7 protein-coding genes are annotated in these 15,216 nt (G+C 59.3%); all 7 read right to left on the bottom strand.

The window, feature by feature from the left end; translation table 11 throughout:
- Positions 1–1,609: S-layer homology domain-containing protein (locus PA598K_RS19670; protein ID WP_185602109.1), on the bottom strand; the 1,609-nt coding region annotated here is incomplete at its 3' end.
- Positions 1,610–1,680: 71 nt separating this feature from the next.
- Positions 1,681–5,835, bottom strand: coding sequence for an immunoglobulin-like domain-containing protein (locus PA598K_RS19665; RefSeq protein ID WP_185602108.1), 4,155 nt, complete (start codon positions 5,833–5,835; stop codon positions 1,681–1,683).
- A gap of 180 nt (positions 5,836–6,015) precedes the next feature.
- Positions 6,016–7,140 carry a response regulator gene (locus tag PA598K_RS19660; RefSeq protein WP_128658600.1) on the bottom strand — a complete coding sequence of 375 codons (1,125 nt, stop codon included), beginning with the start codon at positions 7,138–7,140 and terminating at the stop codon, positions 6,016–6,018.
- A gap of 27 nt (positions 7,141–7,167) precedes the next feature.
- Complete coding sequence (locus tag PA598K_RS19655) at positions 7,168–10,266, bottom strand: ATP-binding protein (RefSeq protein WP_128658599.1); 3,099 nt, start codon at positions 10,264–10,266, stop codon at positions 7,168–7,170.
- A gap of 189 nt (positions 10,267–10,455) precedes the next feature.
- Positions 10,456–11,994 (bottom strand): glutamine-hydrolyzing GMP synthase, encoded by a 1,539-nt coding sequence (gene guaA / locus PA598K_RS19650; protein WP_128658598.1) that lies wholly within the window; start codon positions 11,992–11,994, stop codon positions 10,456–10,458.
- Positions 11,995–12,134: 140 nt separating this feature from the next.
- Positions 12,135–15,002, bottom strand: coding sequence for a transglutaminase-like domain-containing protein (locus PA598K_RS19645; RefSeq protein WP_185602107.1), 2,868 nt, complete (start codon positions 15,000–15,002; stop codon positions 12,135–12,137).
- Positions 14,986–15,216: hypothetical protein (locus PA598K_RS37365; protein ID WP_221414154.1), on the bottom strand; the 231-nt coding region annotated here is incomplete at its 5' end. The genes PA598K_RS37365 and PA598K_RS19645, both read right to left, overlap by 17 nt.

Genomic DNA, 15,216 nt, shown 5'->3' with positions numbered 1-15,216 from the left:
GTACAATCCCTGCCTGCAGCGCATCGGCAACCGCCGCTGCCGCCCAAGAGGAGACCCGGTTGCCGTCGGCGTAGGCTGCCAGTTGCTCACTTGCAGAGGACGCGGGCAACTGCGCCTTTAGTCCGGTCAACTGCATCGCTCTCGCCAGCATCGTCATCGCCTGCTCGCGTGTGATCTTCACTTGCGGACGGAACGTGCCGTCTTCGAACCCATGGATCAGGCCGTAGTCAGCCGCTGTGGCGACGACGACGCTATACCAGGCGGAAGACGACACATCCGCGAATGCGGAACTTACGCTCTCTGGGCCGAGGCCCAAGCCGCGCACCAGAATCGCTGCGAACTCTGCCCGCGTGATGTCCAGATCCGGTAGGAAGCTTCCTTCGCCCACGCCGCTGACGATCAGCCGCGAGCCCATGTCATCGACCGCTTCCCTCGACCAGTGACGCTCCACATCCTCGAAGGTCACGGGGTTCCAGATGACGGAGTACGTGCTGTTCGTCAAGCTGTTGATCTTGGCATAGTACGAGCCTGCAATGACCGATACCTGCGTAGGCACATGTCGGACCGTGCCGTCCGGCTCGATGACAACGCCGGTAGTCACTTTATCCGGATCGATACCTGCCGGCAGCTTGATCGACCGCTCCACGTAGCTGTTAAAGCGCGACACATGGACCGTATGGCTCCCATGAATGGCCGTAACATTAAATTCCAGCGGCGGCGCCACCAGCACAAAGCCACCTGTCGTTGCTGCGTTCTCTACGCGTGTCGCTACCGCCGGGGCAGGCTTGGCGATCTCGATGCGGACGACGATATCCTCCAGTGCTACAGTCTCTCCCAACTGCTGCGAAACCGCCTGGATGTTGATCTGCTCTGCAGGCAGAGTATAGTCTGCGCCACCCGTGCGGATGACGATGACGGCCTGCCGCTGCTCCATACTGCTCACCATCCGACCGGTCAGCTCGCCAACCACCGCATCTGCTTCGGTCTTCACGGCCAGGGTGACTGTCGGGCGCTGTCCCGCCGAGGACAGCAGGTCGTCAAGCTGTCGTGCATCTAAAGCTACAGTGGCGGTGCGGCGCCCGCCTTGATTGGTCATTCGGGGAGCTGCCCCCGGCTCTGCTTTGCCGCCTACGATAACCTCTACGCCTGTGTCGGCAGGCTCTGGCGTTTCCGGCGTTGGCTCCGGTGTTTCTGGTGTCACCGGCGTTACCGGAGGCGTGGAAGGGGTCGGATTGCCCGGATCCGAGTTGCCCGGCAAGATAATGCGGAATGTCCGCGTCGCAGTAACTGCACCTTCTCCGGCCACTACCGTCACGGTTCCGAGCGCCTCATTAGCTGAGATCGTGAAGACTTGGCTATAGCTGCCGTCCTCTTTCGGGGCGAAGGTATCGATGAAGACCAGTCGGCCATGGCTGCCGACAACCTTTACATTGATCTCGTCGAGCGTAGTCGTCCCTTGCAGTGTCACCGTATTGCCCCGATACTGGTCAGGGATCGTCGCCAGTGTGATCACGGGCTCCAGAGGCTCCGCTTGACTGACACCAGGCTGCCAGCCCGCCATAATCAGCAGGGCACACAACAGAAGTGCCGCATGTTGTTTCAGCTTCATTAGGGTTTACTTCCTTTCCAAGCGGAGCGGAGACTGACCGCAGTCGGCACAGCCTCCTTCTCCTGAACAATTTATCTCAGCTCCGCCGCCTCGGCCAAGCTGATCTGGATCGTCGCCTCGTCAGTAGTCAGGTCATCATAAACATAGACTTTGACGCGATATCTCGAATCATTGCCATTCACGCTGAAGAATCCGGCAGTTGCCCGCTCGCTCAGCAGCTGCTCTTTCTCGAATGCGACGATCGCCATCGACTCGTTGTCTCGCATTAGCTGGAACACGACGACCGCCTTGTCCGGCTGGTGGGCCGTATCCCTGCGGCTTGCCTCGATGGTGACGCGGATACCGGAACGGTCGCGCACGATGCCTAGTCCTGTTCCTTGCGTGACGAGCTCCACTGGTTTGCCAGATGCAAAAGCCAGTACCGTTACGTCAAATGTCTTCACATCCGTTACGCCGTCTTTGACGATCGTCGCGGTCAGCGTCACCATTTGGTTACCCTGCGCGGCGGTCGGCCTCGTCACCGCGCCATCAGCGCCAATGATCGTTTCATCGCTTGAGCTCCAAGTGACCGTTGTCCCGTCTGTACCCGTGAGTGGCAATGGGATCGGGCCTCTGACTGCAGTCGGCTCGTCTCCGGGAGCCAGCTCCAGCGTCAAGGCTGCTTTGGCTGCTTCTACCGCTTCCGCCGCTGTTTGTACCATTTTCAGTACCTGAACAACAAACAGTTTGGTCTCCGCAGCTTCACCGCGGGTAATGTGCGCCGTGAGCGTCACCCACGCGCTGGTCTGATCGTGTGCCGGACGCGTGACGGCTCCAGTATCGCTGATCAGCTCCGGATGACTGGAGGTCCAGACAATCTCGGCGCCATGCAGACCGTGATCCGTTAGCCCGAGCTGCCGGGTCACACCCTGGATGGAGTCACCCTCGGCGAATTGGATCGTAAGCTCCTTCTCGGCCAGCACTACCGCTTCCGCATCGGTTGGCTCCGCTTTGACAATCCGGATCAGCTGCGATACCGTCCCTGTCAGTTCGCCAAGCGTCAGGGTCGCTGTCAGGGTCACGAAGGCGTCGCCTTCGCTATAGGTTGGCCGGTTTACTTGCGCTGTGCCGTCCATGATCGTTACATACCCATCATGCGAAGTATTCCAGACGATGTCCGTGCCGCCTGTACCCGTGACAGGCAGTGTGAAGCTGCGCGTCACCCGCTCCGCCGAGTCGCCATCCGCGTACCCGATCTGCAGCGCCAGCAGGTCTGCTGTGAACGCCTCTGCTTGACCCAGCGCGGTCTGCAGTTCGCTTACTTGTGCTTTCACGTTAGCCAGTTGCTGTGCGAGGTCCGCTCCATCGCCCTTCAGTTCTTCCAACTCTTCTTTCAGCGCGTCTACCTGGGAATGAAGAGCGTCGATGATTGCTTGCAGGGCGTTCTTGTCGCCTTCCAGCTCCTCGACCTTAGCTTCCAACTCTTCAATCTGTTCCTCCAGCGTATCGATTTCCGCTTGAAGCGCCGCTTTCTCTTGCTTCAGTTGGTCGTTTTCGTTCTTCAAATTCTGGATGGTCTCATTCAGATCCGTAATCTGGCCCTGCAGATCGGTGACCGTCTGGTTCAAGCTCTGAAGCTGCTGGCTTAAGTTTGCGTTGCCGTTCTCCAGCTCCTGAACCTTGTCCTCCAGCTCTTCCAGCTTTTGTTTCAGGTCTTGTGCTTCGGCCTTCAGGTCTGCATTTTCACCCTCCAGCAGAGCGAGGGCATCCGATAGTTGGTCAAAGTACGTGAGGAGAACGTTAATCTGAAGCTCGAACAACGCTTTCCCCAACTGTGTCATTTCCTGATACAGGATGGTATAGGAAGGCAGATCGTCAACCTTGCTCTCCAGCTCGCGCAGCTTTTCGATCTCGTCTTGGTAGTCATCGGCCGTGTCCATGAGCTCGTCCTTCGAGTTGCCCTCCGGCAGCCCATCGATCTGCGCGTAGATGCCATCCAGAATATCCTGCAGACTGTTGACATCCGTGCTGTCCGGCATAACGCGGGTAATATTGGAGGATACTTTCTTCCCGCTAGAGAGTTTGGGCTCGATAACGATATAATACGTTGTCCCGTTATGGAGATCCTGGAGTGTATGCGAAGTACCCGTCACTTTGACTTTTTCCGCATATTCACTCCCGATCAGATGATCTTCATCAATGCCATAATAGATCGTGTATCCGATCGCATCCGGCCACGGCGTCCAGCTCAGCTTGGCGCTGTTTGGACCCGGAATGGCCGTCAGCAACGGTTGGGCTTCTTCCAGGACATCCAGACGGCCGTTTATAACTTGCACACTCATCGCATCGTTAGCTTCACTTTGGAAATGAAGATTGCCGCCATTTTGTGCCTGCTTGACCGTAATCGTTCTGCTGCCTGGCTCGGCATCCTCCCTGATTTGGAACACAAGGGTTAGCAGCGTGTCGCCAGCTGTTTTGGGTGAAGCGCCGCCTGTACGATCAACCCAGGCCAACTGCATCAAGCCTATTTTTTCATTAGCAACCAGAGAAGCCCCATGACCCAATACGTCGTCTACATACAATGCCCCTCCATCATACTCCAGCTCGATGCCATAAGCTGCCACCTCTGCCGTGGTTCCCTTGAGAACCAAAGGCACGGACACCAGCTCACCTGGCAATCCGGACATCTGTCCGATTTCGACCGTTACTGACTCCCAGGCAAATTGTGCCGCCGGAGCCGGCGTGCTTTGATAAGCTTCCAGGAGCATGACCAGGTCTTGGTTTGTCAAAAATCCATCGTCGTTCATATCCAAGATAGAGTGCTCGTCACCCATCAGGGTGATTTTGCCTTCCATAGCCTGAGTTAGTATAAACGCATCGGCAGGTGTCACAAATCCATCCCCGTTGACATCGCCTTTAAGTACAGGCTTCCATTGGGCATACAGCGTGACATCAGCTGCGCCCATCGTAAACTCATCGCCTTCGGCATAGGAGATGCCCGACCCGTCTGGCTCTGTATTCCACCCCGCAAACAGATGACCTGTGCGGAACAACGATACGGCGAGGGCTACTGTTGCTTGGGCGCCTTCTGCGAACGTCTGGGCTGGCGGTACGCCGCCTGACGTATGTTCGTTGCCTTCATAGGACACGGTATACTGCTGTGCTTCTACGGGGGTGTCTCCCTTGATTCTTCGAAGCTTCGGATACGCTTCGCCATCCTTGATCGTCCAGACCTCGTTGAAATCCCATTGTTCATAGTTGGATTCCATTTGCATCTGGGCTGTGGACCTTCCGTCGCCTTTACCGCTATCGGACTGGCCCGTTGTTTCTTCATCGTAATAGCTATTTTGTACCATGCCGCTAACATAACTGCCGATCAGACCGCCGCTTGAGGATGCAGGCCCGCTTACCGGACCTACTGCATAACTCCTTATGACATGGCGAGTGTCGTTGCGCCCTGTGAGCCCGCCCACATTGTTGCCGGAGACAGTGCTGACTGCAACTTGAGCATAGCTATCAAAAATAGAGCCCGTCTGGTTGTTGCCAACAAGACCTCCAATATTGTTACCGTTGCCGCTCACTTCACCTTCGGCATAGCTCTCTTGGATATGTCCTCCATTAAAGCCGACTATACCGCCCGTATGATCGCCAGTATCACTGGTGACCTGTACGATGGCATAACTGCCAATGATGGTAAAGACATTTCTTCCTACCAGACCGCCTGTGTCCATTCCGCCTGTCACTTCTCCATTGAATGAGCTATCAAAGACATAGCCAAAGGACATGCCGACGATACCGCCTGTTTGATTAGTTCCTGTTATCTTGCCAGTTACATGGACGTCACGAATATAAGCTCCGTTGATATACCCTGCAACCCCTCCTACGGAATCCTTGCCTTCTACCTCTACATCGACCAAATCAAAATTGGCTACCGTTGCGTCCATGCCAATCTCTCCAAACAGACCGATATTGGACTCCGTAGGGTGAATACTTTTCAACCCACTGATGGCATACCCGTCTCCATCGAGACTGCCCCAGAATTGGGGAATCGGCGTCCAATTCGGAAAAATGCTCAAATCAATATTGCCGCCGAGCTTGTAGTGAGCATTGGGATTGTCCCGCATGTTAGTCAAGTCAAACGCCGTCTTGACAATATACGGATCCTCCTCCGTCCCTGTACCCTCGATAGTGTGCGGATCGGCCCACACCGTTAGCGGCGTCAACGTCGATACGAGCAGACTTACCACCAGGACAAGCGCCCACCCTGACGACCATCGCTTCATCTTTCCTACCATGTACCTAAGTCCTCCTCTTTTTTGCGATGCCCTAAGTATAAAGTCTTATTCTGACGAAAGACTGACAAGACATCGTTCGACAAGACCCGCTTGGACATACAAAAAAAGCCGAACCGTCTGTCGGTTCGACCTTTATCGTTGGACCTGGGCTGCCAAATGCTTGACCGCCTCCGGCGGACTCACGCCAAGTTCCTCGCGGAACTGCCGCTTGAGCTGCTCGTAGTGCGCGTGAAAAGAGGTGAAATCCTGCAGTTGCAGGTACGTCCGCATCAGCAGCTCGTGCGCTTCTGCATCGAACGGCAGGTGCTCGACCATAGACAATAGGACCTGGGCCGCTTGATTGATGTCGCCGCTTGCTATCTGGCGACGCGCCAGAAGCTTCGACAATGTGCCGAACAGCCGGACCTGTCGCTCGCGCTCCGCCTCGCACCACGGATAGTCCCGATGCGCGAATAGCGTCCCCTTGTACCGCTTTACAGTCCGGATCAGCTTCTCTGCAGCCCCTGGATCGCCTGACTCGGTGAGCATACCCGCTTCCTGCTCGAATGCCAGATAGTCGCAAGGCTCCTCGCATTCCAGCAGATAATAGCCGCGGCTAGAGGAGATCCGGACACGAACACCATTATCGCGCATCGTTTTTTTGAGCCGGTAAATGGTCGTATGCAAATTCACTTTGCTTTTTTCCGGCTTTGCGTCCGGCCACAGTTGTTCGCATAGCGTCCACATCGAGATCTTGCGGCTGTGGTGCATTAACAGGTAGGCGAACAGCTCCTCCGTCTTGGCGGTCGGAAAGCGCAGCGGCTCTGCCTTCCCTTGGAGATAGATCTCCAAACCGCCGAAACAGACAATTCGGGACATGTCCGCTTCTGCCTGAACGCCGTCTCCCGCTCCGCCTCGTCTCCGCTTGATCACGCGCTCCAGCGAGAGCTGCAGCAGCTCCGGCTCCACGGGCTTGAGCAGGTAATCGAGCGCCTCTACCCGGAACGCCTCCACTGCATATTGTCGGTAAGCGGTGACGAAGACGATCTCGAATCCGCCGCCCATGCTCAGCAGCCGCTCCGCCAGCTCCAGCCCGTCTACCTCTGGCATCTCGATATCGAGAAAGAGGACATCCGGCTGCAGTTGCTCCATCTCCGCGAGGAGCTCATGGGAATCCGTATAGGCACCCACGACTTCCACACCCGTGCAAGCCTCGATCATCTTGCTCAGCAAGATCAAGGCCGGCTCTTCATCATCGACCAGTACCGCTCTCAGCATCGTCCGTTCCTCCCTTGTGCATCAGATTTATGCGCTCTGTTCAGGAGCACGTATACCAAATCGGACACGGGTTCCCTCCCCTTTCACACTCTCGATCACCAAGCCCTCGCCATGCAGGTTGAGCAGTCGGCGGTGGATGTTGATCAGGCCGACACCGCCCTCGGATCGCTCCCGGGTATGGTCGAGGATAGCCGAGACCTGATCCTTATCCATTCCCACGCCGTCGTCCGAGACGGCCACTTCCACGCGCTGCTGCGGATTGGCCATCTGCTCCGAGATCGCGCGGCGGACCTGCAGGGTTATGGCCCCGCCCTGCTTGCGCTTCATGATGCCATGACGGATCGCATTCTCCACCAGCGGCTGGATCGTAAGCGGGAGAATACGGACATCGAGCAGCGCTTCGTCGACATGATAGTCGATCGTCAGCCGCTTCCCGAACCTTGCTTTTTCGATCTCCACATAAGATCGTACCAGCTTAAGCTCATCCCGAAGGCTGACATTGCTGTGCGTGCTCGGCAGATCAAAGCTACGGCGCAGGTAGATGCCCAAATGGTTCATCAGCTCCGCTGCCCGGACGCTGTCCGAGTAGCAGACGGCCGCAATCGCGTTCATCGCATTATAGAGAAAGTGCGGCTTGATCTGCGATTGCAGAAAGGCCATTTCTGCCGCCAACGCATGGCGGACCGATCGTTTGAGCTCGAGCAGCGTCTTCACTCTGGCCTGTACTTCCCAAGCATTGTAAGGCTTGGCGATGAAGTCGTTGGCTCCAGCTGCGAAGCCCTGGGCGACATCGTGCGGCGTATTGCGCGCCGTCATCACGACGACAGGCAGATCGAACATGGTGAAACGGCTGCGAATATTGCGGCACACTTCATAACCGGACAACTGCGGCATCATCACGTCGAGCAGCACCAGATCGACCTGAGGGTTCGCCTCCAAAAGACGCAGCCCCTCGCGCCCATTGGCAGCCGTCAGCAGCTCGAAGCCTTCGCCAGGGAACAACCCCCGCAGGATCTGCAGATTGGCTGGCTCATCGTCAACGGCAAGCAGTATGTAACGCTGCCCTGCGTCGAACGGTTCCCCTGTTTCCTCATCTGCCATTCTAGGTGGCTGGATATCATGGATAGGAGCAGCTCTGCCAGACTGCGGGGTCTCCCCGGATACCGGCAGCCGGATAGCGATCCGGGTGCCCTGCCCTTGCCCGGACGCCTCGATGAAGATCTCGCCGTCCATCAGCTCGATCAATTGCCGCGAGATCGACAGACCCAGTCCGATCCCGCCGGACCGCTGCACCCTGCCTTCTTCCGATTGGGTGAAGGACTGAAACATCCGCTGCCAGTCCTCGCGCCGGATGCCGATCCCGGTATCCTGGACCGTCAGCTTGATGCGGTCGTTTTCCTGCTCTGCCAGGATGCTGACTGACCCGTGCTCGGTAAATTTGATGGCATTGCCGACAATGTTGTACAGCACCTGCCGGAAGCGCGATTCATCCACATGAAGCGGCGGCAGCTTCGCCGGAATCCGGTTGACCAGTTGGATCTTTTTGTCGGCCACCAGATACTCCAGCAGCTCCAGCACGAGAGACGCTGTACTTCGCGCATCCACCGCTGCCGGCTGCAGCCGCAGATCATTGCGCTTGATGCGCTCCAGATCGAGGATGTCGCCGACCAGTGTGGACAGTCTCCGCGCCGTCTCCTGGATGAGCGCCAGATTTTGTCCCTGCTTCCGGGTCAGCTGCCCGTCCGAGCCCTTGATCATCAGCTGCGAGATGTTGAGGATTCCATTGAGCGGCGTCTGCAGCTCATGGGAGGTATTGACGAGGAACTCGTCCTTCAGCCGGTCCGCTTCCAGCAGACGCGCAGACATCGCTTCGATCGTCCGATAGGCGTCCGAATGATTGAAGGCCAGCATCAGGGAGACGAGGATCGTAAATACCAGCATGCTGAGGCTGCCGAGCACATTATTGGGCGTCCAGCCCAGGATGTACAGACTGTTGTCGATCATACAGATCAAGGGACCATGAATCGCGATAATCAGCAGCCAGATGTTCCGGCGGTCATGCTCCCCCTGGCGCTGGGGGCGTAACTCGGATGCCGAGAGCATCGCGATGATCGACGCATAGACGATGACCTGCAAGCCTGTGAAGAAAAAGGTCGCATGCGTATAGACATGGTAAGGCGCAAGGAACACAAACGCCACAAATGATCCAAACGCAACAAACACCGCCCGGATAAACCAGGCCGGTACCAGATGCGCATAGATGGAACGAATAAATTGGGCCAGCAGGATCTGGGAGCCGTAGATGGCCACCACCTGCAATCGGTACGTCGTCTCAAACGGGATCCATTGAAACACCTGCATAAACAGCTTGTCGCCGAGGCCGCCGAAGGCCACTGCCGTGGCAAGACAGTAAAGACCGAATAGGAGCAGACTTCTCTCCTGCCTGCGCTTGAGATAAACGCCCAAATGGTAAATACCGATCATACTCAGTGCGACGATAACAATCGCGTCCAGTCCGGAAATCTGCTTGTCCAGCTTCTGGATGCCGCTCATCGTACCGAAATGAAGGCTGTAGGTCACGCCGCCATTCAGAAAGTCAAAGTTAGCTGCATGCAGCAAAATCTCCACCGTATCTCCACGAATCGGGAAATAAACGGTATAGGGGATATTCTGCGGGGTGTAGCCTTCCTTGGAGAGTGCCGGCTGACCGCTGCTGCCCAGCGGAACCCCGTCCACATATATGCTGCTGGCCATCTGCACGTTGGAGATTCGCAGACCGTAATGCATCTGCGAAGGGTCCACACGCAGTACGAGACGGAACGTTCCGGCCCCCTTGGCCGGATACCCTATCTTGTTCCACTGACCGGGCACCTGTATCGGGAGCATCTCCGCGCCTTGCTCCCCGGGCATCAACAATTGATTCCAGTAGAACTCCCACTCGCCGTCCAGCTTGACCGTGGAGCTCTCCTTATAATCCCAGCCAGTCAAGTCGATGACGCCGTTCTGTGCCTGGGGAAGTGTGATATCTTTGGTCCAGTAGGCTTGCACGATATAATAAATGGCGAAGCATCCGATAATGCCCGCTCCCAACAAGATCAGGCTAATTAAGCGACGATGTTTGGTCAAGGATGCAACCTCTGCTTTCCTAGTTTTGCTTCTCAGCCTGCGAATTTTACCTTACCCCTATATCGTCAAGAAGACCTGGTTCCTGAAGTGCCGAGCGTTTCAATTCTAAGCCGGCAGGGCTTCAGCACATGCAAAAAACTCCCTTCTATCTGCAACCAACGCAGATAAAAGAGAGTGATTTTTTGCGAATTATTCCCACTCAATCGTCGCCGGCGGCTTCGACGTGACGTCGTAGACGATCCGGTTGACGTTGTCGACTTCGTTAACGATCCGCACGCTGATCTTCTCCAGCACGTCCCACGGGATGCGCGCCCAGTCGGCGGTCATGCCGTCGATCGAGGTGACGGCGCGGATGCCGACGGTGTAGGAGTAGGTGCGGGCGTCGCCCATGACGCCGACGCTCTTCATGTTCGGCAGCGCCGTGAAGTATTGCCAGATCTCGCGGTCCAGACCCGCCGCCGCGATCTCCTCGCGCAGGATCGCATCGGACTCGCGGACGATCGTCAGCTTCTCCTCGGTCACCTCGCCCAGCACGCGGATGGCCAGACCAGGTCCCGGGAACGGCTGACGATGGACGATCTCGTCCGGCAGACCGCACTCCGCGCCTACCTTACGAACCTCGTCCTTGAACAGCGCCTTCAGCGGCTCGATCAGCTTGAACTTCATGTCCTCCGGCAGGCCGCCGACATTGTGATGCGACTTGATCGTCTGCGCCGTCGCTGTGCCGCTCTCCACGATGTCCGTATAGAGCGTGCCTTGCGCCAGGTAGGTGAAGTCGTCGAACTTCGCCGACTCTTCCTCGAAGACGCGGATAAATTCATTGCCGATGTTCTTCCGTTTGATCTCGGGATCGGAGATGCCATGCAGCTTGTCCATGAAACGCTCGCGCGCATCGATCTTGACGACCTTCATGTCGAACTTGCCGACGAACGTCTCCATGACGCTCTCCGCCTCGCCCTTGCGTAGCAAGCCGTGGTCGATGAACATACAGGTCAGTTGGTCGCCGATCGCCTTGTGGATCAGGATCGCAACGACGGACGAATCGACGCCGCCCGAGAGTGCGCACAGCACCTTGCGATCGCCGACTTCCTCGCGGATCTCGCGGATCGTGTCCTCGATGAACGTCTCCATACTCCAATTGCCTTCGCAGCCGCAGATTTCGTACAGGAAATTGCGGATCATGTCATTGCCGTTCAGCGAGTGGCGGACCTCCGGATGGAACTGCACCGCGAAGAACTTTTTCTCCGGGTGGCTCATCGCAGCGATCGGCGCGCTTGGCGTGCCAGCGTCGAGCTGGAAGCCCTCCGGCAGCGTCACGACGTGGTCGCCGTGGCTCATCCAGACGGATTGCTTGGCCTCGAGCCCCTGGATCAGCAGCGAGCCGTCCACGAAGTCGACCTCCGCCTTGCCGTACTCGCGCTTGCCTGCGCGCTGCACCTCGCCCTTCAGCTGATGCGACATCAGCTGCATGCCGTAGCAGATGCCGAAGATCGGAATCCCCAGGTCATAGACCGCCGGATCGACCAGCGGCGAGTTCTCCTCATACACGCTCGCAGGGCCGCCGGAGAAGACGATGCCCTTGGGCTGCAGTTCCTTGATGCGCTCGACGGTCGTGTTGTAAGGCAGCAGTTCGCTATACACGCCCAGATCGCGAATCCGTCTTGCGATCAACTGATTGTATTGTCCGCCGAAGTCGAGGACAACGATGATTTCATTTGGCTTTTCCATTCCCGAGCCTCCCTCAATTCATAACGAATATTATATCGAACCTTCGCGAAACGAGTCAAGGGAATCATCGCAACTGTAGACTCGACTCGCTACGGATGACAGGCTCGGCGAGCGGTCTGATGTCAGGAGGCTCGACACGGCTAACGGTCCAACTCTCGCTTGCGTCTGAGCAAGACAGCTAATCCACGCAGCGCAGGCAGTCTGCTCACTAGCGGGGACGAATCGCTGCGGCCGCCCGCCGACCTCGCGATCCGCAGCTCGACTGCGACCGTTCGCAGCTCAGCAGGCGCAGGCGGATGCCAATGAGCCGCGGAGAAGCGCGCCTCCTCCTCCCAACGGATGAGCGTCAGCAACGCCGATGCCGCCGCAGGCTGGAGCGCCAGCGAGCTCGCGTACTCCCGCCCCGACCAGCTAGGCAGCCGGACGCCGTGCGCTCGCTCGATCTGCCGCATGGATCGGCCGATAACCGCCAGCAGTCGGCGGCGAGTCGGGCGTCCCAGCCCGCAGGAGCGCTCATAGCCTCGCAGCGCCCAGGCAAGTGCGAGCTGGCCGCGGCGCCTCCATCCGATGGCGGCTGCCGAAGCCAGAGCCAGTCCGCCGATCAGGCCGAGCGCCGCCACGCCCGCTGATCGCATGGAGCCCGCTCCGATGTCGGCGATCATCTGCTCTGTCCGGGCCAAGACCGGCTGCATCAGCTCAGACGCCTGTCGGATGCCGCCTGCAGTCCGCTCTAGCGTCCAGACGCCGAGGTGCGCTGCCTGCTCATACCAAGACCTGATGCGCTCCGACCATCCCTTGCCATCGAAGAACCCAGCCTTGGCTGTGCCGGAGCCGTCCGCTCCATCTCCCCTATCCCGGGCGACAACGGCGGTGTCGGCAGCGGCTGACGCGGCGCGCACGCCTGCCGACGGCGTCGGATCGTAGGCGACCCAGCCGCTGCCAGCGATATAGACCTCGACCCACGCATGGGCGTCGCGCTGGCGCACATCGGCGCGATAGCGATAGGCCGCCAGCTCGCCCGACATCTTAGTCGGTTCAGCAAGCTCTGTAGACGGTCCGGACGACAGCTCGCCCAGCGGCTGGGTCGGCGCGGCGAAGCCTTTGACCCAGCGGGCCGGGATGTCCAGCGTGCGCAGCATGACGACCATCGCGCTGGAGAAGTGTACGCAATATCCGGCCTGCTGCTCGAACAGGAAATGATCGACGAAATCCGCATCCCCAGGCGGCCGGGCTGTATCTGCAAGCGTGTAGCGGTAGCGAGACTGCAGATAACGCTCCAGCGCCGCCGCCTGCGCGCGCGGATCCGAGCCGGCAGAGGCCGTCACCTCGCGCGCCAGCTCGATCGTCCGCTCGGTGATGCCGTCCGGCAGCTGCAAGGCGTCCTCGATGATCGAGCGGACCTTGGCACGGGCTGAAGCCGTATCCGCCGCATCTGCCTCCTCCGATTCGTCCGCCTCGCCGTCGCCATCCGTCGCCGCTCGCCCATGGTCCAGGGCAAGCAGCGGACGACGACTCTCCAGCTCTGCCAGCATGACTGTCGTCGGCTCGCTACCCGGGTACAGGCTGTCCGTCGTCACATCCCGACGATAACTATGCAAGGCCTCGCTATCCGAGGCCAACTGCAGCACCCGGCTCTCGCCGCCAGGAGTGAACAGCGGCAAGTCTGCCTGTCGGTCGGCATATGCCAGCCTCACGCGTACTGGCTCTGTGTAAGCTGGCGCAGTGTCCGCGACGCCCTCTGTCGATACAGCCTCAGCTCTGCCAGCAGCCAGTGCCGGTGCCGCTTCAGCTTCGCCACTTCCCGTGGTCGATACCGGATGAACGCTCGCGGAGACCGAATCGCGCGCATGCTCATCCCGCTCCGCAGTGTCCGCCCGCTCCGCGCCAAACGGCGCATCCAGCGGCATGTCCAGCCGCTCCGCCGGAGAGGCGAGCCAGCCTTGACCGCTATAGAACGTCTTGGCCTCGCCGCGCCAGTAGGAGACAGGAGCCGTCGTGTACGCTGTGAACACGATCGACTCGCCAGCCGTCAGCGGCATGCCGAGCTGACTATCATCGTCGCCATAGCCGACCTGTCCAAGGGCCGGCTGTGCAGTCGGCGAAGCCCCGGCAGGGCGAGCTGCGTAGCGGGCGCCCGCCGCCTCGCGCTGGGCGCGCAGCCATTCCTCGCCCCGCTCCTGCCAGCGGATCGCCCACGGCGCAGGCCCATCGGGCGCTGGCCGATCAGCTGCCGCCCACCAGCCGCCCGCCAGCAGCGCCGCTACCAGGAGCGCTCCTGCCGCGAGGCCGCCAGACTGCCAGCGGCGCTCGCTGCGCAGCAGCTCAGACACGGCGGTCCGCGACACCCGGCTGCAAGTGAGCACGACGGCCAACAGCCCGCCGAAGGCGATGACATGCAGCAGCGGCAGCAGCGCCGGGATGCCGAACCACCATTGCAGGCTGAGCACCAGCAGCGCAGTCGCAAGCGTCAGCTCCCCCGCCCGCAGCCGCAGCCACATCAACGACTGGAGCGCGCAGGCGAGCGCCATGCAGCCGGTCAGCAGCAGCAGCGTGCGCAGCTCGGGGGACAAGATTACGCCGCCGCCCATCACAGTCCGCACGTCTCCGAGCAGCACAGACTCCAGGCGCGGAGCCCAGCTGCCGACTTCGCCGAGGCCGTAGTAGAGCCAGGGCACAGCGAGCGCCAGCCCGGCAGCCAGCACCAGCGGCAGCCTGCGCCAGGACAGCACAACACAGCCGCAGGCGAGCGCGAACCCGACGCTGCCGATGATGACATCGACGCGGGTCAGATCGGTCCACATCGCCACGTAGGCTAGCGGCAGCAGCCACTCTCTCAGCAGCGCGAACAGCAGCAGACTTGTGACGACACGGATCAGCCAATGCGGCGGAGGCACGTCGTTCCCCGGCCTCGTCCTGCTCCCCTGCATCGCCCTGATTCCCGACGACAGCGCGGCCTTAGCCAGAGTACTCTGTGCAGACACTCCGATAACCTTACGAAATAACCGCATCGCGCACCCCTCCTCCCCAGTCATCATCAAGCCGCAACCCTGTCTCGCCAATCACCCATCGCTTGATGTGCGTGCCATACGCAAGCATCTCTGCATCCGCCCTGTCTGCCCTATCTGCCCTGTCCGGCCTGTCCGAGTGACCCGCCTGGTGAGCATCCGCGACCTCCCAGATCTCCGCGCGGAAGCCGCTGTCGAGCGCAGCGGCGGCTAGCGC

It is taken from the genome of Paenibacillus sp. 598K (genome assembly GCF_003851045.1).
Lineage (GTDB): Bacteria > Bacillota > Bacilli > Paenibacillales > Paenibacillaceae > Paenibacillus_D.
The sequence above is the reverse complement of the archived record's forward strand: the minus strand, read 5'-3'. Positions and strand labels throughout refer to the sequence as shown.

Bases quoted from the DNA above. Each gene is read 5' to 3' on its own strand.
- PA598K_RS19660 (WP_128658600.1), bottom strand. From the start codon at position 7,140: ATGCTGAGAGCGGTACTGGTCGATGATGAAGAGCCGGCCTTGATCTTG.
- guaA (WP_128658598.1), bottom strand. From the start codon at position 11,994: ATGGAAAAGCCAAATGAAATCATCGTTGTCCTCGACTTCGGCGGACAA.
- PA598K_RS19645 (WP_185602107.1), bottom strand. From the start codon at position 15,002: ATGCGGTTATTTCGTAAGGTTATCGGAGTGTCTGCACAGAGTACTCTG.